Raw genomic sequence first — 25289 nt, forward strand, 5'->3', positions numbered from 1 at the left:
AGTAGTTATGACCCCTGAACAACGATTTACCCGCTGGGTAAAAATCACGCTGGCGCTGTTTGCCGCGATGTTTTGCTATTTTCTGGCCGCCGACATCTGGGTGCCGCAAACCCCGGACTCCACCGTGATGCGCGTGGTGACCCCGGTTTCATCACGCGTATCGGGCTACGTGACGCATATCTACGTCAGCAACAACAGCGTGGTGAAGAAAGGGGATGTGCTGTTCGACATCGACAATAAGCCTTACCAGAATCAGCTCGAACGCGCGGAAATTGCTTATCAGCAGGCGATTCTCGACAACCAGCAAATTGACGCCCAAATCAGTGCCGCGCGGGCAAAAATTAAAGCCGCCCAGCTGGATGCCGACAACGCCGGGCGCAGCTATCACCGGTTTAACGGACTTAGCAGCGGTAACCTGATTTCTAAACAGGATCTGGACGGGGCTTTTACGCGCTGGCAAAGCGCGGTGCAAAACGTCAACAACCTCCAGGCCGCGCTGGCACAGCTGGTGATTTCGCGCGGGGAACGCGGGGATCAAAACGTCACGCTGCAAAAATACCGTAACCTGCTGAACGACGCCCGGCTCAATCTGGATTACACCCGCGTGGTTGCCAGCAGCGACGGCATTATCAGCAATTTACAGCTGAAAGAGGGCTGGTATGCCGGGGCGGGATCCCCCGCGCTGGCGCTGGTTAACGACAAGCTCGATATCGTGGCCGACTTCCGTGAGAAAAGCCTGAGTAAAACCCGCCCAGAAACAACGGCGGATATAGTATTCGACGGGCTGCCGGGGCAGGTTTTCAAAGCCAGAGTCACCAGCAAAGATGCGGGGGTTTTGCCGGGGCAGCAGGCTATCAACGGGCAGCTTTCCGCACCGGAAACGTCAAACCGCTGGGTGAGGGACGCGCAGCGCATGCGTATTCATTTGCTGCTTGAAGACGGGAAAACGCCAGATCTGCCGGCTGGCGCACGGGCCACGGTGCAGCTTTACAATTCGCCTTCCGCTTTCGCGTCGTTTATCGGCGGGATGCAAATCAGGCTGGTGAGCTACCTGCATTATGTTTATTAAATTTATTCTTGGCCCGCTGAAACGCAATGCACCGACGCCGTTCAGCGGCAATGATTTCCGCCATATGCTGCGCATCGTCATGGCGGGTTGCGTGGGGATGTTTGTCTACAGCTGGGTTAACACGCAGTACGGGGTGTTCTACGTGGTTTACCCCATCATGCTCACCGGGCTGGTGCCCATTTTTAACGGCCATATTGCCCGGCAGATGATCGCTAACGCGCTGCTGAACTGTGTGGAAATGACGCTGCTGTTTGCGGTGCTGGCGAATTACCCGCTGCCAATGACGCTGATTGTGTTCCTGATGTACATGACGCGCTTCTACCTGATGAGCCGGGGGCCGCTCTTTCTGTTTGGCTCGATGGGCGTGGTCTGTTTAAGCGTGATGGCTAATTTCCTGAGCTACCCGACCACCGACATGAGCGACCTGATGTTTTCTAACATCATTGGCAGCCTTTTGGCGGTGGGGCTGTCGGCGCTTAGCTGTTATTTGCTGCCGGACGTAGAGCCGCGTAAGCCGCCGCCTGCGATTCAAAAGGACGGGCCACGGGTGATGCATGAAACACTGCTCGCCTCGTTAACGGCGACTCTCTTATTCACCGTGTTCCAGGTCTACACGCTGAATGACTCCCTGGCCGCGCTGATGGCGGGCATTTTTGCCCTGTTCCCCATGCATTTTCGCGGGGCGATCCTTTCGTCCTGGTGGCGCATTGTTGGGGTGATTGCCGGGTGTCTTTACGCGATTCTGGTGCAGCTGGTGATCTATGATTTCAGCCGTCACCTGATCCTGCTGATGCCGCTGATTAGCCTCGGCCTGCTGCTGGCCGCGCGAATTCACGTGTTTGAGAAGGTCGGGCCGGGCGTGGGCTTTTCTATTCTGACCACGCTGGCGCTGATGTTCGGGCAATACATGCACCCTAATCAGGATATCGTTTTTAGCGCGCTGTACCGTATTTCATCGGTGTCGGTGGCGATTGTCGGCACCCTGGCCGTGACCTTTATTATCCATAAGATACTGAATAACTTTGCCTCAACGCGCTATATCGTGAAATGACGTTAGTCCTGTTCCGGCCAGTCGCGGGTAATGCCCGGCTGGACAGGGCGCTCAAGATAGGTGGACAACACGATATACGTCCTGGTCGCCACCACGCCGTTAATCTCATACAGATGCGCCAGCAGGGCCTCAAGCGCCCTTGAATCCTCGGTGCGGACCTTCAACAGCATGGACGTGTCCCCGGCGACGGAATGGATCTCTTCCACTTCCGGGTAGGCGGAAATTCGCAGCAGATCCGGCGTTTTTCCCCAGCCTTTGGTATCAATGTGCACGAAGGCCAGCAGGGATTTGCTGATGGCCTTTGGGTCGAGCAAGGCCGCCGTCTGCTGGATCACCCCAGAGCGCTTCAGGCGTTTGACTCTTTCGTGTACCGCCGGGGCGGAAAGGGCGACCTTTTCGCCGAGTTCGGCGTAGCTGATGGTCGCGTCCTCCACCAGCGCGCCTAATATTCTTCGGTCGGCGGCATCGAGAGTTCGCTCTGCCGCACCGTTCTGCTTAATACTGTCTGTTTCTTTTTTCATATTGCCCCTGACTAATGACGCTGAATTTCATTCGGATAAAATTGGTTTTTATCGAATGTAAGTCAAGTTTAATCCTTGTCAGGAAGAAAAATGAAAAACAGCCAGTGTCTGGAACTTCATCCAGAGCCGTCTCTGTCTCCCGCCAAAGCCGTGTATGTGCTGACCGGCTGCGTCGGCGTTATCGGTGCCAACTCAATGGTGCTGGGGCCTATTGCGCCGGCAGTGGCATCGTCTATAGACGCGGGAGTGCCGACGGTGATGATGGCCGCGGCGGCTTTTGGCCTGGGCACGGCGGCGAGCGCACTTTTTCTGGCTCGTTTGATCGACTTAGTCGGCTCGGCGCGGATGCTCAAATTCACCATGCTGCTGCTGGGCGCGGCGCTGCTGCTTTGCGCGGCTTCGCCTTCCGTGGCGGTATTTATTGCTGCTCAGCTGATTGCCGGGATGGCTTCCGGTATCGCGCTGCCCGCGATTTATGCCAGCGCGGCCGCCATTGCGGAGCCGGGGCGTGAAAGCCGGACCATCGGCAAGGTGCTGACCGGCTGGACGCTGAGCATGATCGCCGGCGTGTCGTTTTCCGTGGTGCTGACCGAGTTGTTCAGCTGGCGCGCGGTGTATGTGTCCGTGAGCTGTCTGGCGGCCCTGGCGCTGATCGCGCTCGTCAGGTTGAACATGCAGGATCGCCCGGCGGCGGGCATCGCGCCTTCACCGCTGTCTGCCCTGGGGCTGCCAGGCATCAAGTCGTTGCTGGTGGTGTGCGGGGCGTTTATGACGGCGTTTTACGGGATTTATGCTTATCTGGGCGATCATCTTCATCAGGATCTCGGCCTGCCGGTGACGGCCAACGGCGGGGTGGCGATTGCCTATGGGGCGGGATTCGGCTGTGCCGCTTTGCTCAGCGGGATGGTGGACCGGTTTGGCCCTAAACGCCTGATGCCGCTGGTGCTTTTGGTGGCAGCCTTTGTTTACCTGGGCCTGGCGATGCTTGGCGGTTCGCTCGTGGGGGTTATCTGCCTGCTGTTTGTGCTTGGCCTGGTGAACCACCTGGGGGTGAACTTACTGATTCAGCGCCTGACGGCCATCGACCCGGCCAGGCGCGGCACATTGATGGGATTGAACAGCGCCGTGACTTACCTGGCTGTGTTTGCCGGCAGCAGTAGCTACGGGCCGCTTTATACCGAGCACGGCTTTACTACGATTTCGCTGCTTTCCCTGGCGCTGATGGTCATTGCGGTGCTGACCTGCCTGTGGCGTGATTTTGCCGGGCAGGGCGTGAAGGTTGTGGGCTAAAGCTTCTACGTTATCGCTTTTTTATCTAAGACAAGCCGGGTTGCCTGTGCTAATTCTGAAGCCATTATATGGCTGCAGAGGTCCGAAATATGAGTCAAAGATTGCCGGTTTTGTTGGTGCAAATGGGGCGGCCCCCCGAGGAAATTCAGCAAGCCGTAGGGGATCAGCCGGCCTGGTTTGCGCAGGCGCTAAAGTACCCGGATGTCGAACTTAACATCGTCAGGCCGTTTCTGGGCGAGCCTTTGCCCGCGCCAAAAAGCTTTCAGGCGGCGGTGATTTCGGGTTCATGGTCGATGGTGACGGAGCATGAAGCGTGGAGCGAGCGCACGGCGGAATGGGTTAAAACCGTTGTTGCCGCCGGTACGCCGCTATTTGGCGTCTGCTACGGGCATCAATTGATGGCTTACGCGCTCGGCGGGAAAGTGGATTATCACCCGCAGGGCAGTGAGGTCGGGCAACTGCCGGTGGCACTGACAGAGGCAGGGCGAGACGATCCGGCGCTGAGTCATCTGCCTGAGTCGTTCCCGGTCTTTTTAAGCCATGCGCAGAGCGTCCTGGCGCTGCCGCCCGGGGCCGTTTGTCTTGCGTCATCGGCCCACGATCCTCACCAAATCATCCGCTACACGCCCAATGCGCTGTCGGTGCAGTTTCACCCGGAATTCACCGCCACGGTGATGAACAAAATTCTCGCCAGCCGAAGCGAGCAGGCATCGTTACGGCAAGAAAATAAACAGACATTGTCGAACGATGTCAGCGCTACGCCCGGGGCCAGAGCAATTTTGCAGCGTTTTGTTTTGCCTTCGGTCTGAACGCCCGCCTTAACCGCCACAATTGTATAGAAAGGAAGGGTTTGTCATTTGCTTGTCGCTAAGGGCTGTGCTGTTATTACTGTGAGAAATAATAAGTAGCTCAACCATTTGGCAAGCAAATAAAAGGCAAACACTATGTCTAAAGGGAAAACACTGCTCGGCCTGCTGCTGAGTGCGCTCCTCCCGGCAGGAAGCGCGATGGCGGCAGCCAACAGCACGCTGGTTTACTGCTCCGAAGCCTCTCCTGAATCCTTTAACCCACAAATTGCCAGCTCTGGCCCAAGCTTTGTTGCCAGTTCGCAAACCCTCTACAACCGCCTGATTGATTTCAGCCTGACCGACAACACGCCGGTGCCGTCGCTGGCGACGGAATGGAAAATCAGTCCCGACGGTAAAACCTATACCTTCACCCTGCGCAAGGGCGTGAAGTTCAACAGCAACAAATTCTTTAAGCCAACGCGTGACTTCAACGCCGACGACGTGGTGTTCTCGGTCATGCGCCAGAAAGACGCCAATAACCCGTATCACAAGGTGTCGCAGGCGAACTACGAATACTTCAACGACGTCGGCCTCGACAAGCTCATCGTGGACGTTAAAAAGCTGGATGACTATCACGTCCAGTTTACCCTGAGCGAGCCGAATGCGGCGTTTCTCGCCGACTGGGGCATGGACTTTGCCTCTATTTTGTCTGCGGAGTACGCGGATGCGATGCTGAAAGCCGGTATGCCGGAGCGGGTGGACAACAACCCGATCGGCACCGGGCCTTACGCGCTGCAGGACTACAAAGTGGATTCCGTGATTCGCTACGTCGCCAACCCGAATTACTGGAAAGGCGAAGTCCCGACCAAACACCTGATCTTCTCCATCACCCCGAACGTACAAACCCGGCTGGCGAAGCTGCAGAAAAATGAATGCCAGATTATCCCTGCACCAAGCCCGGTACAGTTCGACGCCATTAAAGCGGACAAAAACCTGGCGCTGCACAGCATTGATGGCCTGAACGTCGGTTACCTGGCGTTCAACACCAGCAAGAAGCCGTTCGATAACGCGCTGGTGCGCCAGGCGCTGAACTATGCGGTGGACAAAAAAGCCATCGTCAACGCCATCTTTATGGGATCCGGCTCGGTAGCTAAATCGCCGATCCCGCCAACCATGCTGGGCTACGACAAGGATCTGAAAGACTACGGGTACGACCCAGAAAAAGCCAAAGCCTTGCTGAAGCAGGCCGGGATGGAGAAGGGCTTTGATACCGATCTGTGGTCTATGCCGGTGCAGCGGCCGTACAACCCGAACTCGCGGCGCATTGCGGAGATGATCCAGAGTGACTGGGCGAAAGTGGGCGTGAAAGCCAAAATAGTCACCTTCGAATGGGGCGAATACCTGTCCGGGATGCGGAAAGGGGAACACTCCTCGGCGCTGTTTGGCTGGATGTCCGACAACGGCGACCCGGATAACTTTGCCGATACCCTGCTGGGCTGCGGCAGCGTTGCCAGCGGCTCGAACGTCGCCCGCTGGTGTGACAAAAGCTACGATTCACTGGTACAGAAAGCGAAGCTGACCAGCGACCCGGCCGCCCGCGCGAAGCTCTACGTCCAGGCGCAGGAAATTTACTATCAGCAGGCGCCGTGGATCGCGCTGGCGAACGGTAAAACCTTCTATGCGACCCGCAGCAACGTGAGCGGTTATACCGTTAGCCTCGCCGGGAGTGATTTCTCCAAAGCGAAGCTGGATTAAATTTTATTAACCCTCACCCCGGCCCTCTCCCTGGAAGGGAGAGGGGGAATGCGGACGTCGGTGTTTTTATCCCCTCTCCCCGCAGGGGAGAGGGTTAGGGTGAGGGGCAACACATGATAAGGAACATGCCATGACCCATCTCGCAGACGTTATCAGCCGCGTAGACGACGCCATTGCCAAAGACATCATCATTCCGATGAACGAACTACTGATTGAACTCAGCGACGACGCAGCGCTCACGCGGGAAGACCGCTACGCCCAGCAGCAGCGGCTGCGTATCGCCATTGCCCACAAAGGCAATCACCACACAGAAGAAGCCGAAGAACGCCGCGAGCAGTTGACCCGCAGCGGCACCATTCTCTAGCCGGGAGTTATTATGCGTATTGGATTTATCGGGCTGGGCGGTATGGGCCAGCCAATGGCCGAAAACCTACTGAAAGCCGGGCATCAGGTTGCCGTCTGGAACCGCTCTCAGGCACCGGCTGAAGCCTTAAAAGCGAAAGGGGCGACCATACACGCCACGCCAGCCGCTTTCACCGACAGCGAAGTGTTGATCACTATGCTGGCCGACGACGACACCAGCCGCCGCGTGGTAATTGAGCAGGGCGCGCTGGAAGCACTGCCGCAGGGCACAATCTGGATCAACATGGCCACGGTTTCCGTCGCGTTTACCAATGAGATGGCGGAAAAAGCCAGCGCAACCGGGCATCGGTATATTGCCGCGCCGGTACTGGGGCGTGTGGACGTTGCCGCCGCAGGCAATCTCAACATTCTTACCGCCGGGCCAGCGGCGCTGCTGGACAGCGTGCAGCCGATCTTCGATGTGCTGGGGCAAAAAACCTGGCGCTTTGGCGACAGGCCAGAGCAGGCTGCCGCGGTGAAGCTGGCGGCTAACTTTATGCTCGCCAGCGCCATCGAAGCGATGGGGGAATCTTCTGCGTTGGTGGGGGCCTATGATGTGGCCGCCGGGGATTTCCTCGGTATGCTGACCAGCACGCTGTTTGCCGCGCCAGCGTATAAAAACTATGGCGCGATGATCGCCGAATCACGCTACAGCCCGGCCGGGTTCACCATGAAGCTGGGGCTGAAAGACGTGCGCCTGGCGCAGCAGGCGGCGGAAAATAAAAATGTGCCAATGGGTTTTGCGGGCGTGTTGCGGGATAACTACCTCGATGCGCTGGCCCACGGCGATGAACATCTTGACTGGGCGGCATTAGCCACCGTTTCCGCGCGCCGCAGCGGGAAATAACCTTATCTGGCGGCGAGGATATTACTTTCGTCGCCAGATATATCCCTCTAAATATTCACCCGCACTAAAATAACGCCCCGTCGCGGTGCTTTAAATATAATAAAATCTTATTTCTTAATATGAAGTCATTGATAATAAACAAGTAATATAATCTGGCATCGTAATTGCTTTATCTATTCCATCTTGTATACCAGGTGGGATGCCAGCTTATGTCAGTCGCTTTATTGTCGCAGTGGGTAGCCGATTACCAGCCTCAGCCGGAAAGGTTGTCAGACGCTTATCAGCAATTAATGGCCAATATTTCACGCCAGGATAATGCGTGGATTTATATCGCCAGCGAACAGCAAATTAATGAGCAAATAAAGGCTTTATTGCAGGTCATTAAGGCCGGAGACAAAACACCGGCGGATTTCCCCTTATTTGGCGTGCCGTTTGCGGTCAAAGACAATATAGACGTGGCCGGGATGCCAACCAGCGCCGCCTGCCCGGTGTTTACTTATCATCCCGCTGATGATGCCACGGTGATTGCACGCCTTCGCGCCGCCGGAGCCATTGTGGTGGGCAAAACTAACCTCGATCAGTTTGCGACCGGCCTGGTTGGCACCCGCTCGCCGTATGGCGCGGTGGTGAACAGCTTCAACCCGGACTACGTCAGCGGGGGTTCGAGTTCAGGCTCCGCATCGGTGGTGGCGCGCGGTTTGGTTGGCTTCTCACTGGGAACGGACACCGCAGGCTCCGGGCGCGTACCCGCCGGGTTCAATAACATCGTTGGCTTAAAACCGACCAAAGGCTGGCTATCGACGACGGGCGTAGTTCCGGCCTGCCGCCTCAACGACTGCGTTTCTGTCTTCGCCCACTCGGCGGCGGATGCGGCCCTCGTCGCCAACGTAGCAGGTGGGTACGATCCGCTCGATCCCTACTCCCGAAGCAACCCTCACACCGCCCCGGCTCGCTTTAGCCCGCGCTTGCGCTTTGCCATTCCAGACCGCCTGACCTTCTTCGGCGACAAACTCAGCGAAGAGGCCTTTCAGCTGGCGCTGGACAGGTTAATGGCGATGGGTGCGGATCTGGTGGCGATAGATTTCAGCGATTTCACCCGGCTGGCCGAGCAGCTGTATAACGGCGCGTGGGTGGCCGAGCGAACCGTTGCGGTGAGAGAGACCCTCGAAAAGCATCCTGACGCCATGGATCCTACCGTACGCGGGATCGTCGCCAGCGGGCTGGGCTTCACGGCCTGCGATGCCTGGCAGGCGGAATATACCCGCGCCGAGCTTGCCCGCCGTATTCAGCGGCAGCTTGCCGCATTTGATGCCCTTGTGGTGCCGACGTCGCCGACGATTCACACGCTGGCTGAAATGCGCGACGAGCCGGTGGCCTATAACTCGCAGTTTGGCACCTACACCAACTTCACCAACCTGGCTGACCTGAGCGCGCTGGCGCTTCCGGCGGATTTCCGGGCCGATGGTCTGCCAGCAGGAATAACGCTGATCGCACCCGCCTGGCATGATGCCGCGCTCAGCCATTTTGGTGCGCAGTGGCAGGCGCGACTTGATCTGCCCGCCGGAGCAACGTCCCAGAAAGTGCCCGACCAGCAGACCATGGCACCTGCCAGCAGCTTCGTGCGCGTCGCTGTTGTGGGGGCTCATCTGCGTGGGATGCCGCTTAACCACCAGCTAACCGACCGTAACGCCGTCTTTGTAGAAGCAACCCACACTGCAGAAACCTATCGCCTTTACGCCCTGGCGAATACTAAGCCGCCGAAGCCGGGCCTGGTGCGCGCCGCCGAAGGGCAGCCAATCGCCGTTGAGCTGTGGGATATCCCGCTCGCGCGCTTTGGCGAGTTTGTTGCCGAAATTCCCGCCCCGTTGGGGATCGGCACGTTGACCCTGCAGGACGGGCGCAGGGTGAAGGGCTTCATTTGTGAACCGTGCGCGACAGAAGGCGCTACGGACATTACCCCATGGGGCGGCTGGAAAGCCTGGCTTGCTCGTCAACCAGGCGCTTGAGGAGAAGGATTATGTTTAGCAAGGTTTTGATTGCCAACCGCGGTGAAATTGCCTGCCGCGCCATTCGCACGCTGAAGAAAATGCACATCACCAGCGTGGCCGTTTATTCCGATGCGGATGCCAGCGCGCAGCACGTGATTGATGCCGATGAGGCGATAGCGCTCGGCGGAGATAAAGCCAGCGACACTTATCTGAATATCGAAAAAATACTGGCGGCGGCAAAAGAGAGCGGCGCGGAGGCGATTTTCCCCGGTTACGGATTCCTTTCCGAACGCGCGGAATTTGCCGAGGCTTGTGAAGCGGCAGGCGTTGTTTTTATCGGGCCAACGGCGCAGCAAATCAGCGATTTTGGCCTGAAACACCGCGCCCGCGAGCTGGCCTCCGGCGTAGATGTGCCGATGACGCCGGGCACCGGGCTGCTGACATCCCTTGCTGAGGCGCAGCTGGCGGCAGCGGAAATCGGCTATCCGGTGATGCTCAAAACCACGGCGGGCGGGGGCGGGATCGGCCTGACCCGCTGCGACAGCGAACCGGCGCTGCTTGAGGCCTGGGAAAGCGTGAAGCGTATGGGCGCGCAGTTTTTCAGCGACGACGGCGTGTTTATCGAACGTTTTATTGATAAAGCGCGGCACCTGGAAGTGCAGATCTTTGGCGATGGCAGAGGCAAGGTGGTTGCCTTGGGGGAGCGTGATTGCTCGCTGCAGCGCCGCAACCAAAAAGTGGTCGAGGAAACGCCCGCTCCAAATCTGCCGCAGAGCACGCGTGAAGCGCTGCACCGTGCCGCCGTGGCGCTGGGTGAATCCGTTGATTACCGCAGTGCGGGAACCGTGGAGTTTATCTACGACGCAGCGCGGGATGCATTTTACTTCCTGGAGGTGAACACGCGCCTGCAGGTTGAACACCCGGTAACCGAATGCGTCACGGGGCTGGATCTGATCGAATGCATGGTGCGGGTGGCGGCAGGCGCATCGCCGGACTGGCAAAAAATGGTCGAAGCGCCTCAGGGGGCGGCGATTGAAGTCCGCATTTATGCCGAGGACGCGCTGAAAAACTTCCAGCCTTCGCCGGGCGTATTAACCGATGTTTATTTTCCTGAGGGCGTGCGGGTTGACGGCTGGGTCAGCACCGGCAGCGAAGTCAGCGCGTTCTACGATCCGATGATCGCCAAGATCATCGTTCACGGCGATGACCGCCTGCAGGCGTTAAGTAAACTGAACGAGGCGCTGGCCGCTACCCGCCTGCACGGGATCGCCACCAATCTGGATTATCTGCGCCAGATCGTCCGCCTGCCGGAGTTCAAAGCTGGCGTAATGTGGACGCGGCTGCTGGATAGCGTGAGCTATCGGGCGCAGGCCGTGGAAGTGCTGGAGCCGGGCACCTGGAGCAGCATTCAGGACAGCCCTGGCCGCCTTGGATATTGGGATATCGGCGTGCCGCCGTCCGGGCCGATGGATGATTTTGCCTTCCGTCTGGCGAACCGTATTGTCGGCAACCATCCGTCGGCCGCCGGGCTGGAATTTACCCTGCAGGGGCCGACGCTGCGCTTCCACAGCGAGGCCATCATCGCGCTGACCGGGGCTCCTTGTCCGGCCACGCTGGATGATCAGCCGGTGACTTTCTGGCAGCCCACAGTAGTGAAAGCCGGGCAGATCCTGACGCTGGGCAGGGCGACCAGCGGGTGTCGTACCTATCTGGCGGTGCGTAACGGTTTTGACGTGCCGGTGTATCTCGGCAGTCGTTCCACTTTTGCCCTTGGTCAGTTTGGCGGCCACGCCGGGCGCACGCTGCGGGTGGCCGATGTGCTGGCTATTTCTCAGCCTTGCCTGCCGGCCTGCACGACGCCGGCGCCGATTAGCCTGCCGCAGGCCCCGGAACCGGCGCTGATCCCGCACTATGGCGAGCTGTGGGAGATAGGCGTGCTGTACGGGCCGCACGGCGCACCAGACTTCTTCACGCCGGAGTCGATGGACACCTTTTTCAACGCCGAGTGGCAGGTTCACTACAACTCTAACCGCCTCGGTGTGCGCCTTGTCGGGCCGAAGCCGGAGTGGACCAGGGCCGACGGCGGCGAAGCGGGGCTGCATCCTTCCAACGTGCACGACTGCGAATATGCTATCGGTGCGGTGAACTTTACCGGTGACTTCCCGGTGATCCTGACGCGCGATGGCCCAAGCCTCGGGGGATTTGTCTGCCCGGTGACGATTGCCAAAGCCGAACTGTGGAAAGTCGGGCAGGTGAAGCCGGGCGACCGGATTCGCTTTCACGCCATCGGCTTTGAGCACGCGCAGTCGCTGGAAATTGCCCAGCAGGTGGCGGTGACCAATCTGTGTGCCGGCACAAGCCTGCCGGATCTGCATCCTTCTATTGCGCCAGGCGCGACGACCAGTGCGGCGATTCTGGCGGAAATCCCCGCTCAGGCTGAGCTTCCGGCTGTGGTTTACCGTCAGGCAGGCGACAACTATGTGCTGATTGAATACGGCGATAACGTGCTCGACCTGGCGCTGCGGCTGCGCATTTATCTGCTGATGAAGGCGATTACCCAGGCGGCGCAGGCGGGCATTGAGGAGCTTTCCCCCGGCGTGCGTTCGCTGCAGATCCGCTATGACAGCCAGCGTATTTCCCAGAGCCAGCTGCTCACGCTGCTGCTGGGCATTGAGCAACAGCTGGGCGATGTGACCCAGCTGAAAATTCCTTCACGCATCGTGCATTTACCGCTGGCCTTCGAAGACAGCGCCACGCTGGCGGCGGTGGAGCGTTATCAGCAAACGGTGCGGGAAGACGCGCCGTGGCTGCCGAACAACGTGGACTTTATTCAGCGCACCAACGGGCTGCAAAGCCGCGACGAGGTGAAGCAGATCCTGTTTGACGCCAGCTATCTGGTGCTCGGCCTGGGAGACGTGTATCTCGGCGCACCTTGCGCCGTGCCGCTCGACCCGCGTCACCGGCTGTTGAGTTCGAAGTACAACCCGGCGCGGACGTGGACGGCAGAAGGCACGGTAGGGATCGGCGGGATGTATATGTGCATCTACGGCATGGATTCGCCGGGGGGCTATCAGCTGGTGGGCCGCACGCTGCCCATCTGGAACAAATTTCTCAAAAACGACCAGTTTGGCGACGAGCCGTGGCTGCTCAAGTTCTTCGATCAGGTGCGTTTCTACCCGGTAAGCGAGGAAGCGTTAACTGCGTTTCGCACGGCGTTCCGGGAAGGGCGTGCGCAGATTGAGATCGAAGAAGTTGAGTTCGATTTTGCCGAATATAGCCGTTTTCTTGCGGACAACGCCGACGATATTGCCAATTTCCGCAGCCGTCAGCAGGCGGCTTTCCTGAGCGAAGTGGCGCACTGGAAAGAGCAGGAAAGCGCGGCGGTGGAGAGCGCGCTGATGGCGGCGGATCTGCCGGAGGAAGAGCAGGCCGGGCAGCTCGTCAGCGCCGACCTGAACGGCAATATCTGGAAGATTCTGGTTGAGCCGGGGCAAAGCGTGAAGCAGGGCGAGCCGCTGCTCGTCGTTGAGGCGATGAAGATGGAGCTGCTGGTTAGCGCCCCGTGCGACGGCAAGGTGGTGCGGATCCAGTGCCAGCAGGGCCGACCAGTGGGGCCAGGGGATGCGCTGCTGTGGCTGGAGGCGGTGTAGCACTATGCCAAAGCGACCAGAAGCCGTAGCCGAGCGCATCTACCAGCAGCTCAAAAAGGAAATTTTCGACTTCCTGCTGCTGCCGGGGGACCGCTTTAGCGAAAACGAAATTGCGGAGCGCATGAGCGCCAGCCGCACGCCGGTTCGCCAGGCGCTTTATGCCCTGCAGCAGGAAGGCTATGTCGATGTACAGCCCCGCAGCGGCTGGCAGATCCGCGCCGTGGATTTCGATCATCTCGAAGCGCTTTACGATCTGCGTATCGTTCTGGAGCTGGAGGCGGTGAAGCGCCTTTGCCTGCGGGCAGACTCCGTTTTCCCGCTGTCGCTGCAGGCGCTGAAACAGTTCTGGCTGGATGAACCACCGCTGGCTGAGGGAATGAACGTCGCGCCGCACGACGAGGCTTTTCATATGACGCTGGTCTCTGCGGCGGGCAACCCTGAAATGGCGAGGGTTCACCGGGAGATCACCGAAAAAATTCGCATTGTGCGCAGGTTGGACTTTACTCGTCAGCCGCGCGTCAGCGCGACGTATGCCGAGCATGGGCAGATCCTGCTCGCCGTCCGGGACCGTAACCTTGAGGAGGCCCAAACCCGACTACACGACCATATCGCCGCCAGTCAGAAAGAGGTTCGTCAGATAACGCTTCATATGCTGCACCAGGCCCGGCAATTCAAGCTGAGCTAATCACTTATTGTTTCTTCAGGGGAGTCAGACTTATGCAACGTCGTACCTTTGTTAAAGCTTTCGCGCTTTCCGCTTCGTTTGTCAGCTTCGGGTTGGCCTTCGCCGCCCAGGCGGCGGACACCATCAAAGTCGGGATCATGCACTCGCTGTCGGGCACCATGGCTATCTCAGAAACGCCGCTGAAAGACGTGGCGTTAATGACCATCGACGACATTAATGCGAAGGGCGGCGTGCTGGGGAAAAAACTTGAGCCGGTGGTGGTTGATCCGGCGTCTAACTGGCCGCTGTTCGCTGAAAAAGCCCGCCAGTTGCTGAGCCAGGACAAAGTGGCCGTGGTTTTTGGCTGCTGGACGTCCGTGTCGCGTAAATCCGTGCTGCCGGTCTTTGAGGAGTTGAACGGCCTGCTGTTCTACCCTGTGCAGTACGAAGGGGAAGAGATGTCGCCGAACGTGTTTTATACCGGGGCGGCACCTAACCAGCAGGCGATCCCAGCGGTGGAATACCTGATGAGCGAAGACGGCGGGGCGGCTAAACGCTTCTTCCTGCTGGGCACGGACTACGTTTATCCGCGCACTACCAACAAGATCCTGCGCGCCTTCCTGCACTCTAAGGGCGTCCAGGACAAAGATATCGAAGAGGTCTACACGCCGTTTGGCCATAGCGACTACCAGACCATCGTGGCCAATATCAAAAAATTCTCCGCTGGCGGTAAAACGGCGGTGATCTCCACCATCAACGGCGACTCCAACGTACCGTTCTACAAAGAGCTGGCGAACCAGGGCCTGAAGGCGACCGACGTGCCGGTGGTGGCCTTCTCCGTGGGTGAGGAAGAGCTGCGCGGCATCGACACTAAACCGCTGGTGGGTAACCTCGCGGCCTGGAACTACTTCGAGTCCGTCGATAACCCGACCAACAAACAGTTTGTCAGCGAGTGGAAGGCCTACGCCAAAGCCCACAACCTGCCGAACGCCAATACCGTGGTCACTAACGATCCGATGGAAGCGACTTACGTCGGCATACATATGTGGGCGCAGGCCGTAGAGAAAGCGGGGACGACTGACGTGGATAAAGTCCGCGCGGCGATGGCCGGACAGACCTTTAAAGCGCCGTCTGGTTTTACCCTGACGATGGACGCCACCAACCACCATCTGCACAAGCCGGTGATGATCGGCGAGATCGAAAGCAACGGCCAGTTCAACGTGGTGTGGCAGACGGATAAGCCGGTGCGCGCCCAGCCGTGGAGCCCGTTTATTCCCGGGAATGATAAGAAATCGGATCTGCCGGTGAAGACTGCCAGCAACTGATGTTCGACCTTCGGCGCATTAACCCTCACCCCGGCCCTCTCCCTGGAAGGGAGAGGGAGAAAGAGGGAAAGCCCTCTCTGAAAAGGAGCTGGGGAAATCTTTTATTCCCTCTCCCCTTTGGGGAGAGGGTTAGGGTGAGGGGCTGGCCGAGGGGCATCAGGGTAAAACCATTCAGGAGAACGCCATGACATTAGCAACACTGGCCCGGCTGCTGCTGGTTGTGGCCGCAATATTGCCGGGACTAGCCGCCGCCGGGGATGCAGAAACGTTTGCGGCGGCAAACCGCACGGCGCAGGCTGACCTGCTGCAAAGCTGGACGCTGGCGCCCGATCCCGCTCGTTTACCGCTGCTCAATGCGCTGCAGCAGGAAACGCTGGTCACCGACGGGCATTCGGCTTTCAACCAGACCGGAGCCGTGCTGACGCCGTTGGGCGACGAAGCCCAGCCGCAGGGCGAAACCAAAAAACTCCGACTGACCAACCGGCTGCGCGTTTTGGTCGCCGGAGCGCTGGCCAGCCATCAATTAATAAGTGACAACGTCACCGTTCGTTTAAACGCCGCGAAAGCTTTGCAGAAAGAGGCGCCGCCGGAGCTGCTGCCCGTTTTACAGAAGCGGATGAGCGCAGAAAAAGAGCAAAGCGTGCGTGATGCGCTGACGCTGGCCGCCGCCCGCCTTGAGCTAGCCAGCCCGCAGGCCGCCGTGCGCCTGGAGGCGGTTAAGCTGCTCGGCAAGTCCACCGACCCGGACACGGAAGCGTTACTCAAACCTTTAACCGATGCTGGCGCAGAGACGGATGCCAACGTGCGGCAGGCCGCCGCTGACGGGCTGCGTCAAATCGAACGCCGCCAGATGCTGGGGGATATTCTCGGCCAGGCGTTTATGGGGCTTTCTCTGGGGTCGATTTTGCTGCTTGCCGCGCTGGGGCTGGCGATCACCTATGGCCTGCTGGGCGTAATCAATATGGCGCACGGCGAAATGCTGATGCTGGGCGCGTACTCGGCGTGGGGCGTTCAGGCTGCTTTCCAGCAGTTTGCCCCGGCATGGCTGGCGCTTTATCCCCTGGTTGCGCTGCCGGTGGCTTTTGCGATCACCGCCGGGATTGGCATGGCGCTTGAACGCACGATTATCCGCCATTTGTATGGCCGCCCCCTGGAGACGCTACTGGCGACATGGGGTATCAGCCTGATGCTGATTCAGATCGTGCGCATGCTGTTTGGGGCGCAGAACGTGGAAGTGGCTAACCCGGCCTGGCTGTCCGGTGGGCTGCAGGTGCTGCCGAACCTGATCCTGCCGTGGAACCGCCTGGTGGTGCTGGGCTTTGTGCTACTGGTGCTGCTGTTTACCTGGCTGCTGCTGAATAAAACGCGGCTGGGCATGAACGTGCGAGCCGTGACGCAAAACCGCGCGATGGCGGCCTGCTGCGGCGTTTCGACCGGGCGCGTGGATATGCTCGCGTTCGGGCTTGGCTCCGGCATTGCCGGGTTGGGGGGCGTGGCGCTTTCTCAGCTGGGTAACGTCGGCCCCGAGCTCGGCCAGGGCTATATCATCGACTCCTTCCTGGTGGTGGTGCTGGGCGGCGTCGGGCAGCTTGCCGGGAGCGTGGCGGCGGCGTTCGGGTTGGGCATCTTCAACAAGATCCTCGAACCGCAAATCGGCGCGGTGCTGGGCAAAATTTTGATTCTGGTGCTGATTGTACTGTTCATTCAGAAGCGGCCACAGGGGCTGTTTGCGCTCAAAGGGAGGGTCATTGACTGATGAGTATGCCGCTGACTTTAACGCTCGGACGTAAAGCCCCGCGCCTGACTTTGGTGTTGGGGATGCTGCTGGTGGTTTTGCTGCTGACGCTGCCGTTTCTGGCGCTGTTGCCTGCCAGTAATCCGTTCAGCCTGTCGACCTACACCCTGACGCTGATCGGCAAAATCCTTTGTTATGCCATCGTCGCGGTGGCACTGGATCTGGTCTGGGGCTATGCCGGGTTGCTTTCCCTCGGGCACGGTCTGTTTTTCGCTCTCGGCGGCTACGCCATGGGCATGTACCTGATGCGCCAGGCCGCCGGTGACGGGCTGCCCGGCTTTATGTCGTTTCTCTCCTGGAACGAGCTGCCGTGGTACTGGTCCGGCACACAGTACTTCGCCTGGGCGCTGCTGCTGGCGATGGCGGCCCCGGGGCTGCTGGCGTTTGTGTTCGGCTATTTCGCCTTTCGCTCAAAGATTAAGGGCGTGTACTTCTCGATCATGACGCAGGCGTTGACCTATGCGGGGATGCTGCTGTTTTTCCGCAATGAAACCGGCTTTGGCGGCAATAACGGGTTTACCGGCTTCACCACTCTGCTGGGGATGCCCGTTACAGCGGTCGGGACGCGTATCGGGCTGTTTATCGCTACCGTGCTGCTTTTAGTGGCGAGCATTGGCCTCGGCTTCTGGCTGGCGCGCAGCAAGTTTGGTCGCATTCTGACGGCGGTGCGCGATGCGGAAAACCGCCTGACGTACTGCGGGTACGATCCCCGGGGCTTCAAGCTGCTGGTGTGGACGCTTTCTGCGGTGCTGTGCGGCCTGGCCGGGGCGCTGTACGTGCCGCAGGTGGGCATCATTAACCCGGGCGAAATGTCGCCGACCAACTCTATTGAGGCCGCTATCTGGGTGGCGCTGGGCGGGCGCGGCACGCTGATTGGTCCGGTGCTGGGCGCGGGGCTGGTGAACGGGGCGAAAAGCTACTTCACCATGGCGGTGCCGGAGTACTGGCAGCTGTTCCTTGGCCTGATTTTTATTCTGGTGACGCTGTTTTTACCGCGCGGGGTGATTGGCCTGCTGCGCAAAGGAGAGAAATGATGCAGCCTGCCGAATCTCTGTTTACCCGCCAGTACGCCACGGATCGCTTTCGCGAACAGACCGACCCGGTGCTGGCGCTGGAAAATATCAACGTTAACTTCGATGGGTTTCAGGCGTTAACCAACCTGTCGCTGAACATCGGCGTGGGGGAGCTGCGCTGCGTGATTGGGCCGAACGGTGCGGGAAAAACCACGCTGATGGACGTGATCACCGGCAAGACCAAACCCCAAAGCGGCAAGGCCTTTTACGATCAGTCCATCGACCTGATGCGGCTGGAACCCATTGAAATCGCCCGGCGGGGCATTGGCCGTAAATTTCAAAAGCCCACGGTATTCGAGGCGCTGACGGTCTTCGAGAACCTGGAGATCGCCCAGAAAAACGAGAAGTCGGTATGGCCAAGCCTGCGGGCAAAACTCAGCGGTGAACAGCGCGACCGCATTGATGACATGCTGGTGACGCTGCGGCTGACCGGGGAGCGCCATCGCCGGGCCGGGCTGTTGTCCCACGGGCAAAAGCAGTTCCTCGAGATCGGCATGTTACTGGTCCAGGAGCCGCATTTGCTGCTGCTGGACGAGCCTGCGGCGGGCATGACCGATGCCGAAACCGAATACACGGCGGAGCTGTTTCGCAGCCTGGCGGGGAAACATTCGCTGATGGTGGTTGAGCACGATATGGGGTTTGTGGAAACCATTGCCGACCACGTTACCGTGCTGCATCAGGGGCAGGTGCTGGCGGAAGGTTCCCTGCGCGAAGTGCAGGCGAATGAGCAGGTTATTGAGGTCTACCTTGGCCGTTAAGGAGCAAATATGCTGCAGGTGAATGAGCTTAACCAGTATTACGGCGGCAGCCATATTCTGCGCGGCGTCAGTTTTGAGGTACGCGTGGGGGAAGTGACCTGCCTGCTCGGGCGTAACGGCGTGGGGAAAACCACGCTGCTGAAAAGCCTGATGGGGCTGGTGCCGGTGAAAGGCGGCAGCGTTAGCTGGCAGGGGAAAACCATCACCCAGCGCAAACCACACCAGCGTGTTCAGGCCGGTATTGCCTACGTGCCGCAGGGGCGGGAAATCTTTCCGCGGCTGACGGTGGAAGAAAACCTGCTGATGGGGCTGTCGCGCTTTTCCGGGCGCGAGGCAAAGGCCGTCCCGGACGAGATTTACCAGCTCTTTCCGGTACTAAAAGAGATGAAGCTCAGGCGGGGCGGCGATCTCTCCGGCGGGCAGCAGCAACAGCTGGCGATTGGCCGCGCCCTGGCCTGTAAGCCACAGCTGCTGATTCTGGATGAACCGACGGAAGGGATCCAGCCGTCGATCATCAAAGAGATTGGCCAGGTGATTCGCCACCTCGCCGGGCGTGGGGATATGGCAATTCTGCTGGTGGAACAGTTTTACGATTTTGCCGCAGAGCTTGCGGACCAGTATCTGGTGATGTCGCGCGGGGAGATAGTCCAGCGCGGGCACGGCAGCGCCATGGAACAGGAAGGCGTCCGGGGGCTGGTGGCGATATAAGTGGTCTGCCAAAAAATACCGATTGTGGTACTTTTGGCTGAACCTCTTTGCGCCTATAGTTTTCGACATTCACCATCGAATTCCAGAGGTTAGCATGTCTTTTACCGTCAACAGTTTCCAACAGCCGATTGGCTTATCTCTTCCTGACTGGCAGCGCCGCCCGCTGCCGGAACGCGTCACGTTAAACGGACAGTTTTGCCGCCTCGAGCCATTAAGTGCGGCTCGGCACGGGGCGCAGCTTTGGCAGGCCTGGGGGCAGGCTGAAGATGCGCGAGGCTGGACTTATCTCAGCGTTGGACCGTTCGATACCGAAGCCGACTTTATGCAGTACATTGCCGGGGCAGAAACAAGCGCCGATCCTTTTCATTTTGCCGTGGTGGATACCGCCAGCGGCCAGGCGCTGGGCACGCTGTCGCTGATGCGCCTTGACCCGGCGAACGGCAGTATTGAAGTCGGCTTTGTGGTGTTTTCGCCGTTGCTGCAGCGTACCGCTCTGGCCACGGAAGCCCACTTTTTGCTGATGAAGTATGCGTTTGAAACGCTGGGCTACCGCCGCTATGAGTGGAAGTGCGACAGCCTGAACGGGCCATCTCGCCGCGCGGCGCTGCGTCTGGGCTTCCGTTTTGAAGGCGTGTTCCGTCAGATGGGCATCTACAAAGGGCGTACCCGCGATACGGCGTGGTTCTCTATCACCGATGGCGAGTGGCCGCTGGTGAAAAGCGCGTTTGAACGCTGGCTTGCCGCGGACAATATGCCTCACGGCGTACAGCGTGTTGGGTTGGCGGCTATTCGCGACGCACTTAGCCGCCAGAAAAGTGAACCCGCTCGGCAGGTGAATGTCCGCCTGCTAACGGCGGGCGACCGGGCGCAGTGGCAGGCGCTCTGGCAGGGCTATCTGACCTTTTATGATGCCCAAATAAGTGACAGTGTCACCGATTTGACCTGGGAACGTATGCTGGATGCGCAGGAGCCGCTGTGGGGATTCGGGGCTTTTGACGACCAGGGCACTATGCTTGGTTTCACCCATTTCCTTTATCACCGCAGTACCTGGTCAGCAACTAACTACTGCTACCTGGAAGATCTGTTTGCGACGCCGCAGGCGAGGGGCAAAGGCGTTGGTCGGGCGCTGATTGAAGCGGTACGTCAGCATGCTGCAGCCAACAACAGTTCGCGCCTGTACTGGCATACCCATGAAACTAACGCCACTGCGCAGACGCTGTATGACAAAGTGGCGAAGAAATCCGGCTTTATCAAATACGAAAAAGACGTGTAATCACGAGCGCCTCGTCAGGCCGTTATGGGCTGGCGGGGCGGCGTATTCATGCCGATCACGATGACGTAGTAAGCCAGTACAATTGTCGCCATCAGCACCACGAACAGCATGTAAGGCGGCAGCCAGCTCAACAACAGCCCGGTGACCAGCGGGTTGCAGGCTCCACCAAGCCAGCCGAGTTGCTGGGCGGCAAAGTAGCTTGATTTCAGCCCCGACGGCGCGATGTTGTCGACAAGCATGTATTCCCCGGGCGCGTAGATCAGCTCCCCAATGGTAAACACCAGCGAAGACAAGCCCCACAGCCACAGATTAGTGCCAGAAATCATAAAGCCGCCGAGGCCGCAGACGAAAAATAGCGTGCCGTAGAACATCATCTTTTTGATGTTATCGGGGCGTATGTTTTTACCCAGGAAGTACTGGAAAGCGACAACCACAATAGTGTTGACCGACAGCACGACGCTGACCACCTTTTCCGCCAGCCCGGTATCGCCAATAACAATCGCATATTGCGACAGGCAGCCGGCGAACGCGCCGTAAACCATCGAGCCTAAAAATGCCGAGGTCGTGAACCACATCAGCTGTTTGTCGCGCAGCATCATACGCGGCGACGGCAGCACCTTGTCTTCCACTTCCGTAGCGCGGCTGCTCACCGGCTGGCTTTGTACGTAACGGGCAATCATCAGAATCGGCAGCAAAGCGGTCATGGCGGAGAGCCAGAACGGCAGATTGGTGCTGTACATCACTACGAAGGTGCCTATCGGCGGGCCAACCGTCCAGCCAACGTTGACGAAGGTGTAGTTGAGGGAGAAGATTTTGGGCTTCAGGCTGATGTCCAGCGTTTCGGAAAACCAGGCTTTCACCACCACGGAGAACACGGTGTAAGAGCAGTTGATAATCGAGTAAAACAGCACCACCAGCCCGGCGTTGTGTACCAGCGGGATAACCGCAAAACCGCCGAGGAAGATGACGATAGCCAGCAGCATCGCTTTTTTCTTATCAAATTTATCCGCAAGGATGCCAAACCACAGGCTGAAGATCACCCCGGCCACCAGCGCGACGGTAATCGCCAGGCCGATATCCGTCAGCGCCATCTGGTATTCGCGCGAAAGATAAATGGTCATAAATGGCAGCGTCAGACCCCGCCCGATAGTCAGCAGCAGCGAAGAAATAAGTAACACAGTTGTTGCAAGTTGTTTGCCTGCAAACGGATTTCTGAGGGCGGTCATGGCGGCCTGTTTTAGTCATCGTGAGGTAAGAGAACAAGAAAGATTTATCACGAAAAATCAGCCTGGTATAGCAACCAGATCTGACATAAGCACGATACATCACATCTGTACTCCTGACAAAAAGTGGGATCTGTATCTATTTACTCAGGGGGATAAGGTTTATTTTTTTACAAATCGATAATAAATACAGGGCGGGACAATGACGCGTAAAGATGGATTGCTGGCATTGCTGGTGGTGGTGATTTGGGGCGTGAATTTTGTGGTGATTAAGCTGGGGCTGCACAATATGCCGCCGCTGATGCTGGCGGGGCTGCGTTTTTTGCTGGTGGCGTTTCCGGCGCTGCTGTTTGTGGCCCGGCCAAAGCTGCCGTTTCGGCTGCTGGCGGGCTATGCGCTGACCATCAGCTTCGGGCAGTTTGCCTTCCTGTTTACCGCGATCAAGTTTGGCATGCCCGCCGGGCTGGCTTCACTGGTGCTGCAGTCTCAGGCGTTTTTCACCATTATTCTGGGAACGTTTTTCTTTGGCGAGCGGCTGCAGGCTAAGCAGCTGGCCGGGATCACCCTGGCGGTCTTCGGCGTGCTGGTGCTGATTAAGGGCAGTTTCGAAGGCCAGCACGTCGCGCTGCTCGGCTTTATGCTGACGCTGGCGGCGGGCATGAGCTGGGCATTCGGCAATATCTTTAACAAGATGATCATGCAGCATGAACAGCGCCCGGCAATCATGTCGCTGATTGTCTGGAGTGCGCTGATCCCGGTGCTGCCGTTTTTTGCGGCAAGCTGGCTGCTGGATGGCCCGGCAACGATGCTGCAAAGCCTGGTGAACATCGATACAACGACCATTCTGTCGCTGATCTACCTGGCGTTTATCTCTACCATTGTGGGCTACGGGATCTGGGGCACGCTGCTGGGGCGCTATGAAACCTGGCGCGTAGCTCCACTGTCGCTGCTGGTGCCTGTGGTGGGTATGGCCAGCGCGGCGTTGCTGCTCGGTGAAAAGCTGACGGTAATGCAGTTGCTGGGCGCGATGCTGATTATGGGCGGGCTGTATATCAACGTCTTTGGTCTGCGTTTTGGCCGGTCGGTGAAGCGGGCCTCATCCTGATATTCGCGGCACCCGCCCAGCATCGGGCGGGTCAGCCTTTATCTTACGAACGCGAATGACCGTGGTAGTACGGGGAGCCCAGCTCTTCTGAACGTTCAGCTGCCGTTTGCTGCGGCCCTTTAGACAGTTGACTGCCGGAGCAGGTGATCATGTTGCCGTAGTTGGCCTGGGTGGCGTTGAAGCTGCCGGACTGCTCCGCAAGAGCGTTGGTTGATGCCATCGCCAGAAGGAGCGCGGCTGCGGAGATGACTTTCATATTTCCTCGGTTACGTCTGTAAAACGGACGGTGATGCGTTAGTTACACAAACTGCAATACTGGTTGTACGGGTGCAGATATTTGCCTTCGCCAGCGAGACGGGTTACGCGGTACTTGTGCGGCGGCACCGAGAAGTAGTTCTTGAAGGTGCGGGTTAACGTCTGCTGCGATTCAAAACCGTAGCGCTCGGCCAGATAAAGGATCGGTTCGTTGCTCTCTTTAAGCTTCAGGGCGATTTCGGTCAGCTTACGGTTGCGGATGTACTGGCCCATTGAGTGGCCGGTTTCTTTTTTAAACATCCGCTGCAGATGCCACTTGGAGTAGCCTGAGCGCTGAGAAACCTTCTCCAGCGAGAGCGGGGTTTCCAGGTTCTCTTCAATCCACCCCAAAATGCTTTGAATTGTGACCGCATCATTGTTGCGTCTGGACATCGTTTCACCTCTTTGCAGGTTTACGGCAATACCTTTTTCAACAGGCGATAAAGCGTATCGACTTCGTCGTCCGTAAGGTTTTTAGTGAGTTCTTTATGGAGGCTAAGCCCCACCAGGTTTCGGCATTCTTCACACAGCGCCACGCCATCCGGCGTCAGCCTGATCAGAACGCCGCGCTTATCGTTGGGGTTCGGCAAACGCTCGACCCAGCCTTTGCACAGCAGGCGGTCCAGCATTCGGGTTAACGCACCGAGGTCAACGGAAAGCACTTTTTTCAGCTCGACTGGGGTAATACACACTTCATAGTGAATGGAGCACAGCACCTTAAACTGGGTCGCGGTGATATCCAGCGGGGAGAGAGAATCGTTTAACAGGCGATCTTTATGCTGATTCACCATGTGGATCAATCGCCCGAGGGGGATCATTTCGTTAAACAGATCACAGGTGCTTTTCACTATGTTTGCCCAGGCAAGTAGATTAGTCACGGCAGATACTATTGCCGAGGCAAGTATAAGTCAACGTGATGATTCAGCCGATGCCACGAAAAGCTAAAACGCTTCAACAGCGGTCAGTAAACTGCGGGCTGCTATAGTCTAACCTGCGCTATAGCTGTTCAATAAAGGACAAAAAAAGGATAAAAATATGATGGATTTACTCAGGGCTATCGGCCTTGGCCTTGTGGTACTGCTGCCGCTGGCGAACCCGCTCACCACCGTGGCACTGTTCCTTGGGCTTTCCGGGGACATGAACAGCCGGCAGCGCAATCGCACGGCACTCATAGCTTCGGTGAATGTGTTCGCCATCATGATGGTGGCGTATTACGCCGGGCAGGTGGTGATGAACACCTTCGGGATTTCGATTCCCGGGCTGCGTATTGCCGGGGGCTTGATCGTCGCCTTTATCGGCTTCCGTATGCTGTTCCCGCAGCAGAAAGCACATGAATCCCCGGAGGCGAGAAGCAAGTCGGAAGAGTTAAGCGAAGAGCCGGAAGCCAATATCGCTTTTGTGCCGCTGGCGATGCCGAGCACGGCAGGGCCGGGCACCATCGCGATGATTATCAGCTCCGCGTCTACGGTGCGGGCGGGCTCTGACTTCCCGAGCTGGGTCATTACCGTTGCGCCACCGCTGATTTTCCTGGCCGTGGGCGTGATTCTTTGGGCCAGCCTGCGAAGCTCCGGTGCGATTATGCGTCTGGTGGGTAAAAGCGGCATTGAAGCGATTTCCCGCCTGATGGGCTTCCTGCTGGTATGTATGGGCGTGCAGTTTATTATTAACGGCGTGCTGGAAATTATTAAAACTTATCCCGCCTGATTTGAG

23 protein-coding genes and 1 pseudogene are annotated in these 25289 nt (G+C 58.3%); 19 read left to right on the forward strand and 5 right to left on the reverse strand.

All coding sequences use genetic code 11. The features are described from left to right. The first annotated feature begins 7 nt into the window (after window positions 1-7). The gene (locus tag WFN87_RS02835) at window positions 8-1069 is read left to right on the forward strand and encodes an HlyD family secretion protein (protein ID WP_336981077.1); all 1062 of its coding nucleotides are present in this window, start codon (window positions 8-10) and stop codon (window positions 1067-1069) included. Continuing rightward, window positions 1059-2120 carry a DUF2955 domain-containing protein gene (locus tag WFN87_RS02840; protein ID WP_166992624.1) on the forward strand — a complete coding sequence of 354 codons (1062 nt, stop codon included), beginning with the start codon at window positions 1059-1061 and terminating at the stop codon, window positions 2118-2120. Before WFN87_RS02835 ends, WFN87_RS02840 begins: the two co-directional genes overlap by 11 nt. 2 nt (window positions 2121-2122) lie before the next feature. On the opposite strand, the gene WFN87_RS02845 is transcribed toward WFN87_RS02840, so the two are convergent. Then, window positions 2123-2641 (reverse strand): Lrp/AsnC family transcriptional regulator, encoded by a 519-nt coding sequence (locus tag WFN87_RS02845; protein ID WP_039293892.1) that lies wholly within the window; start codon window positions 2639-2641, stop codon window positions 2123-2125. Between the two features lie 90 nt (window positions 2642-2731). Between WFN87_RS02845 and WFN87_RS02850 the strand changes: the two genes are divergently transcribed. The 15 genes and pseudogenes from WFN87_RS02850 (at window position 2732) to WFN87_RS02920 (ending at window position 20957) form a co-directional block, all read left to right on the forward strand. Next, window positions 2732-3931, forward strand: a complete 1200-nt coding sequence (locus WFN87_RS02850) for an MFS transporter (protein WP_166992618.1) — start codon at window positions 2732-2734, stop codon at window positions 3929-3931. Between the two features lie 89 nt (window positions 3932-4020). After that, entirely contained in the window at window positions 4021-4740 is a 720-nt protein-coding gene (locus WFN87_RS02855; RefSeq protein ID WP_336981080.1) for a glutamine amidotransferase, read from the forward strand. Between the two features lie 135 nt (window positions 4741-4875). Further along, complete coding sequence (locus WFN87_RS02860; RefSeq protein WP_336707033.1) at window positions 4876-6474, forward strand: ABC transporter substrate-binding protein; 1599 nt, start codon at window positions 4876-4878, stop codon at window positions 6472-6474. Between the two features lie 130 nt (window positions 6475-6604). Next, on the forward strand, window positions 6605-6838 hold the full coding sequence (locus WFN87_RS02865; protein WP_008459060.1) for a DUF2526 family protein: 234 nt from the start codon (window positions 6605-6607) through the stop codon (window positions 6836-6838). A gap of 12 nt (window positions 6839-6850) precedes the next feature. After that, window positions 6851-7723, forward strand: coding sequence for an NAD(P)-dependent oxidoreductase (locus WFN87_RS02870; RefSeq protein WP_336981082.1), 873 nt, complete (start codon window positions 6851-6853; stop codon window positions 7721-7723). A 209-nt stretch (window positions 7724-7932) separates the two neighbouring features. Beyond that, the gene (gene atzF, locus WFN87_RS02875) at window positions 7933-9729 is read left to right on the forward strand and encodes an allophanate hydrolase (RefSeq protein ID WP_336981084.1); all 1797 of its coding nucleotides are present in this window, start codon (window positions 7933-7935) and stop codon (window positions 9727-9729) included. A gap of 11 nt (window positions 9730-9740) precedes the next feature. Continuing rightward, on the forward strand, window positions 9741-13361 hold the full coding sequence (uca, locus tag WFN87_RS02880; protein WP_336981086.1) for an urea carboxylase: 3621 nt from the start codon (window positions 9741-9743) through the stop codon (window positions 13359-13361). 4 nt (window positions 13362-13365) lie between these two features. Next, complete coding sequence (locus tag WFN87_RS02885) at window positions 13366-14046, forward strand: GntR family transcriptional regulator (RefSeq protein WP_008459051.1); 681 nt, start codon at window positions 13366-13368, stop codon at window positions 14044-14046. Between the two features lie 32 nt (window positions 14047-14078). Then, window positions 14079-15350: an urea ABC transporter substrate-binding protein gene (gene urtA / locus WFN87_RS02890; RefSeq protein WP_166992605.1), complete on the forward strand. Its 1272-nt coding sequence runs from the start codon at window positions 14079-14081 to the stop codon at window positions 15348-15350. 184 nt (window positions 15351-15534) lie between these two features. Further along, on the forward strand, window positions 15535-17106 hold the full coding sequence (gene urtB / locus WFN87_RS02895; protein ID WP_336981089.1) for an urea ABC transporter permease subunit UrtB: 1572 nt from the start codon (window positions 15535-15537) through the stop codon (window positions 17104-17106). Further along, a complete protein-coding gene (urtC, locus tag WFN87_RS02900) occupies window positions 17106-18179 on the forward strand; it encodes an urea ABC transporter permease subunit UrtC (RefSeq protein ID WP_008459046.1) in 1074 nt (357 codons plus the stop codon). Before urtB ends, urtC begins: the two co-directional genes overlap by 1 nt. Continuing rightward, window positions 18179-18976 (forward strand): urea ABC transporter ATP-binding protein UrtD, encoded by a 798-nt coding sequence (gene urtD, locus WFN87_RS02905; protein ID WP_336981374.1) that lies wholly within the window; start codon window positions 18179-18181, stop codon window positions 18974-18976. Before urtC ends, urtD begins: the two co-directional genes overlap by 1 nt. A 9-nt stretch (window positions 18977-18985) precedes the next feature. Then, the gene (gene urtE, locus WFN87_RS02910; protein WP_008459042.1) at window positions 18986-19684 is read left to right on the forward strand and encodes an urea ABC transporter ATP-binding subunit UrtE; all 699 of its coding nucleotides are present in this window, start codon (window positions 18986-18988) and stop codon (window positions 19682-19684) included. A gap of 94 nt (window positions 19685-19778) precedes the next feature. Continuing rightward, window positions 19779-20477, forward strand: a pseudogene (locus tag WFN87_RS02915) (GNAT family N-acetyltransferase); the annotation flags it as partial. A 39-nt stretch (window positions 20478-20516) separates the two neighbouring features. Next, window positions 20517-20957, forward strand: a complete 441-nt coding sequence (locus WFN87_RS02920) for a GNAT family N-acetyltransferase (RefSeq protein WP_442892747.1) — start codon at window positions 20517-20519, stop codon at window positions 20955-20957. Window positions 20958-20971: 14 nt separating this feature from the next. Here the strand turns inward: WFN87_RS02920 and WFN87_RS02925 are convergent, their stop codons facing one another. After that, window positions 20972-22183 carry an MFS transporter gene (locus tag WFN87_RS02925; protein WP_336981092.1) on the reverse strand — a complete coding sequence of 404 codons (1212 nt, stop codon included), beginning with the start codon at window positions 22181-22183 and terminating at the stop codon, window positions 20972-20974. A 199-nt stretch (window positions 22184-22382) separates the two neighbouring features. Here WFN87_RS02925 and eamA point away from each other — a divergent pair, with 199 nt between their 5' ends. Next, window positions 22383-23285: an O-acetylserine/cysteine exporter gene (eamA, locus tag WFN87_RS02930; protein ID WP_166992591.1), complete on the forward strand. Its 903-nt coding sequence runs from the start codon at window positions 22383-22385 to the stop codon at window positions 23283-23285. Window positions 23286-23328: 43 nt separating this feature from the next. Here the strand turns inward: eamA and marB are convergent, their stop codons facing one another. Genes marB through marR form a run of 3 tightly spaced genes read right to left on the reverse strand, consistent with a single transcriptional unit; the run spans window position 23329 to window position 24427 of the window. Continuing rightward, entirely contained in the window at window positions 23329-23541 is a 213-nt protein-coding gene (marB, locus tag WFN87_RS02935) for a multiple antibiotic resistance regulatory protein MarB (protein WP_336981094.1), read from the reverse strand. A gap of 38 nt (window positions 23542-23579) precedes the next feature. Then, window positions 23580-23972, reverse strand: a complete 393-nt coding sequence (marA, locus tag WFN87_RS02940; protein WP_008459033.1) for an MDR efflux pump AcrAB transcriptional activator MarA — start codon at window positions 23970-23972, stop codon at window positions 23580-23582. Window positions 23973-23992: 20 nt separating this feature from the next. Next, complete coding sequence (marR, locus tag WFN87_RS02945; RefSeq protein ID WP_336981097.1) at window positions 23993-24427, reverse strand: multiple antibiotic resistance transcriptional regulator MarR; 435 nt, start codon at window positions 24425-24427, stop codon at window positions 23993-23995. Window positions 24428-24614: 187 nt separating this feature from the next. Here marR and WFN87_RS02950 point away from each other — a divergent pair, with 187 nt between their 5' ends. Next, a complete protein-coding gene (locus WFN87_RS02950) occupies window positions 24615-25283 on the forward strand; it encodes a MarC family NAAT transporter (RefSeq protein ID WP_008459029.1) in 669 nt (222 codons plus the stop codon). Window positions 25284-25289: the final 6 nt, after the last annotated feature.

This window comes from Cedecea sp. AS113 (assembly GCF_037152415.1).
Lineage (GTDB): Bacteria > Pseudomonadota > Gammaproteobacteria > Enterobacterales > Enterobacteriaceae > Cedecea.

What these genes read in the sequence shown, in the direction of transcription:
- eamA (WP_166992591.1), top strand. Translation starts at nt 22,383, where the DNA reads ATGACGCGTAAAGATGGATTGCTGGCATTGCTGGTGGTGGTGATTTGG.
- marB (WP_336981094.1), bottom strand. Translation starts at nt 23,541, where the DNA reads ATGAAAGTCATCTCCGCAGCCGCGCTCCTTCTGGCGATGGCATCAACC.
- WFN87_RS02840 (WP_166992624.1), top strand. Translation starts at nt 1,059, where the DNA reads ATGTTTATTAAATTTATTCTTGGCCCGCTGAAACGCAATGCACCGACG.
- WFN87_RS02885 (WP_008459051.1), top strand. Translation starts at nt 13,366, where the DNA reads ATGCCAAAGCGACCAGAAGCCGTAGCCGAGCGCATCTACCAGCAGCTC.
- WFN87_RS02850 (WP_166992618.1), top strand. Translation starts at nt 2,732, where the DNA reads ATGAAAAACAGCCAGTGTCTGGAACTTCATCCAGAGCCGTCTCTGTCT.
- urtA (WP_166992605.1), top strand. Translation starts at nt 14,079, where the DNA reads ATGCAACGTCGTACCTTTGTTAAAGCTTTCGCGCTTTCCGCTTCGTTT.
- urtE (WP_008459042.1), top strand. Translation starts at nt 18,986, where the DNA reads ATGCTGCAGGTGAATGAGCTTAACCAGTATTACGGCGGCAGCCATATT.
- marA (WP_008459033.1), bottom strand. Translation starts at nt 23,972, where the DNA reads ATGTCCAGACGCAACAATGATGCGGTCACAATTCAAAGCATTTTGGGG.
- WFN87_RS02860 (WP_336707033.1), top strand. Translation starts at nt 4,876, where the DNA reads ATGTCTAAAGGGAAAACACTGCTCGGCCTGCTGCTGAGTGCGCTCCTC.
- WFN87_RS02865 (WP_008459060.1), top strand. Translation starts at nt 6,605, where the DNA reads ATGACCCATCTCGCAGACGTTATCAGCCGCGTAGACGACGCCATTGCC.
- WFN87_RS02950 (WP_008459029.1), top strand. Translation starts at nt 24,615, where the DNA reads ATGATGGATTTACTCAGGGCTATCGGCCTTGGCCTTGTGGTACTGCTG.
- WFN87_RS02925 (WP_336981092.1), bottom strand. Translation starts at nt 22,183, where the DNA reads ATGACCGCCCTCAGAAATCCGTTTGCAGGCAAACAACTTGCAACAACT.
- urtD (WP_336981374.1), top strand. Translation starts at nt 18,179, where the DNA reads ATGCAGCCTGCCGAATCTCTGTTTACCCGCCAGTACGCCACGGATCGC.
- WFN87_RS02845 (WP_039293892.1), bottom strand. Translation starts at nt 2,641, where the DNA reads ATGAAAAAAGAAACAGACAGTATTAAGCAGAACGGTGCGGCAGAGCGA.
- WFN87_RS02870 (WP_336981082.1), top strand. Translation starts at nt 6,851, where the DNA reads ATGCGTATTGGATTTATCGGGCTGGGCGGTATGGGCCAGCCAATGGCC.
- urtB (WP_336981089.1), top strand. Translation starts at nt 15,535, where the DNA reads ATGACATTAGCAACACTGGCCCGGCTGCTGCTGGTTGTGGCCGCAATA.
- urtC (WP_008459046.1), top strand. Translation starts at nt 17,106, where the DNA reads ATGAGTATGCCGCTGACTTTAACGCTCGGACGTAAAGCCCCGCGCCTG.
- uca (WP_336981086.1), top strand. Translation starts at nt 9,741, where the DNA reads ATGTTTAGCAAGGTTTTGATTGCCAACCGCGGTGAAATTGCCTGCCGC.
- atzF (WP_336981084.1), top strand. Translation starts at nt 7,933, where the DNA reads ATGTCAGTCGCTTTATTGTCGCAGTGGGTAGCCGATTACCAGCCTCAG.
- WFN87_RS02835 (WP_336981077.1), top strand. Translation starts at nt 8, where the DNA reads ATGACCCCTGAACAACGATTTACCCGCTGGGTAAAAATCACGCTGGCG.
- WFN87_RS02855 (WP_336981080.1), top strand. Translation starts at nt 4,021, where the DNA reads ATGAGTCAAAGATTGCCGGTTTTGTTGGTGCAAATGGGGCGGCCCCCC.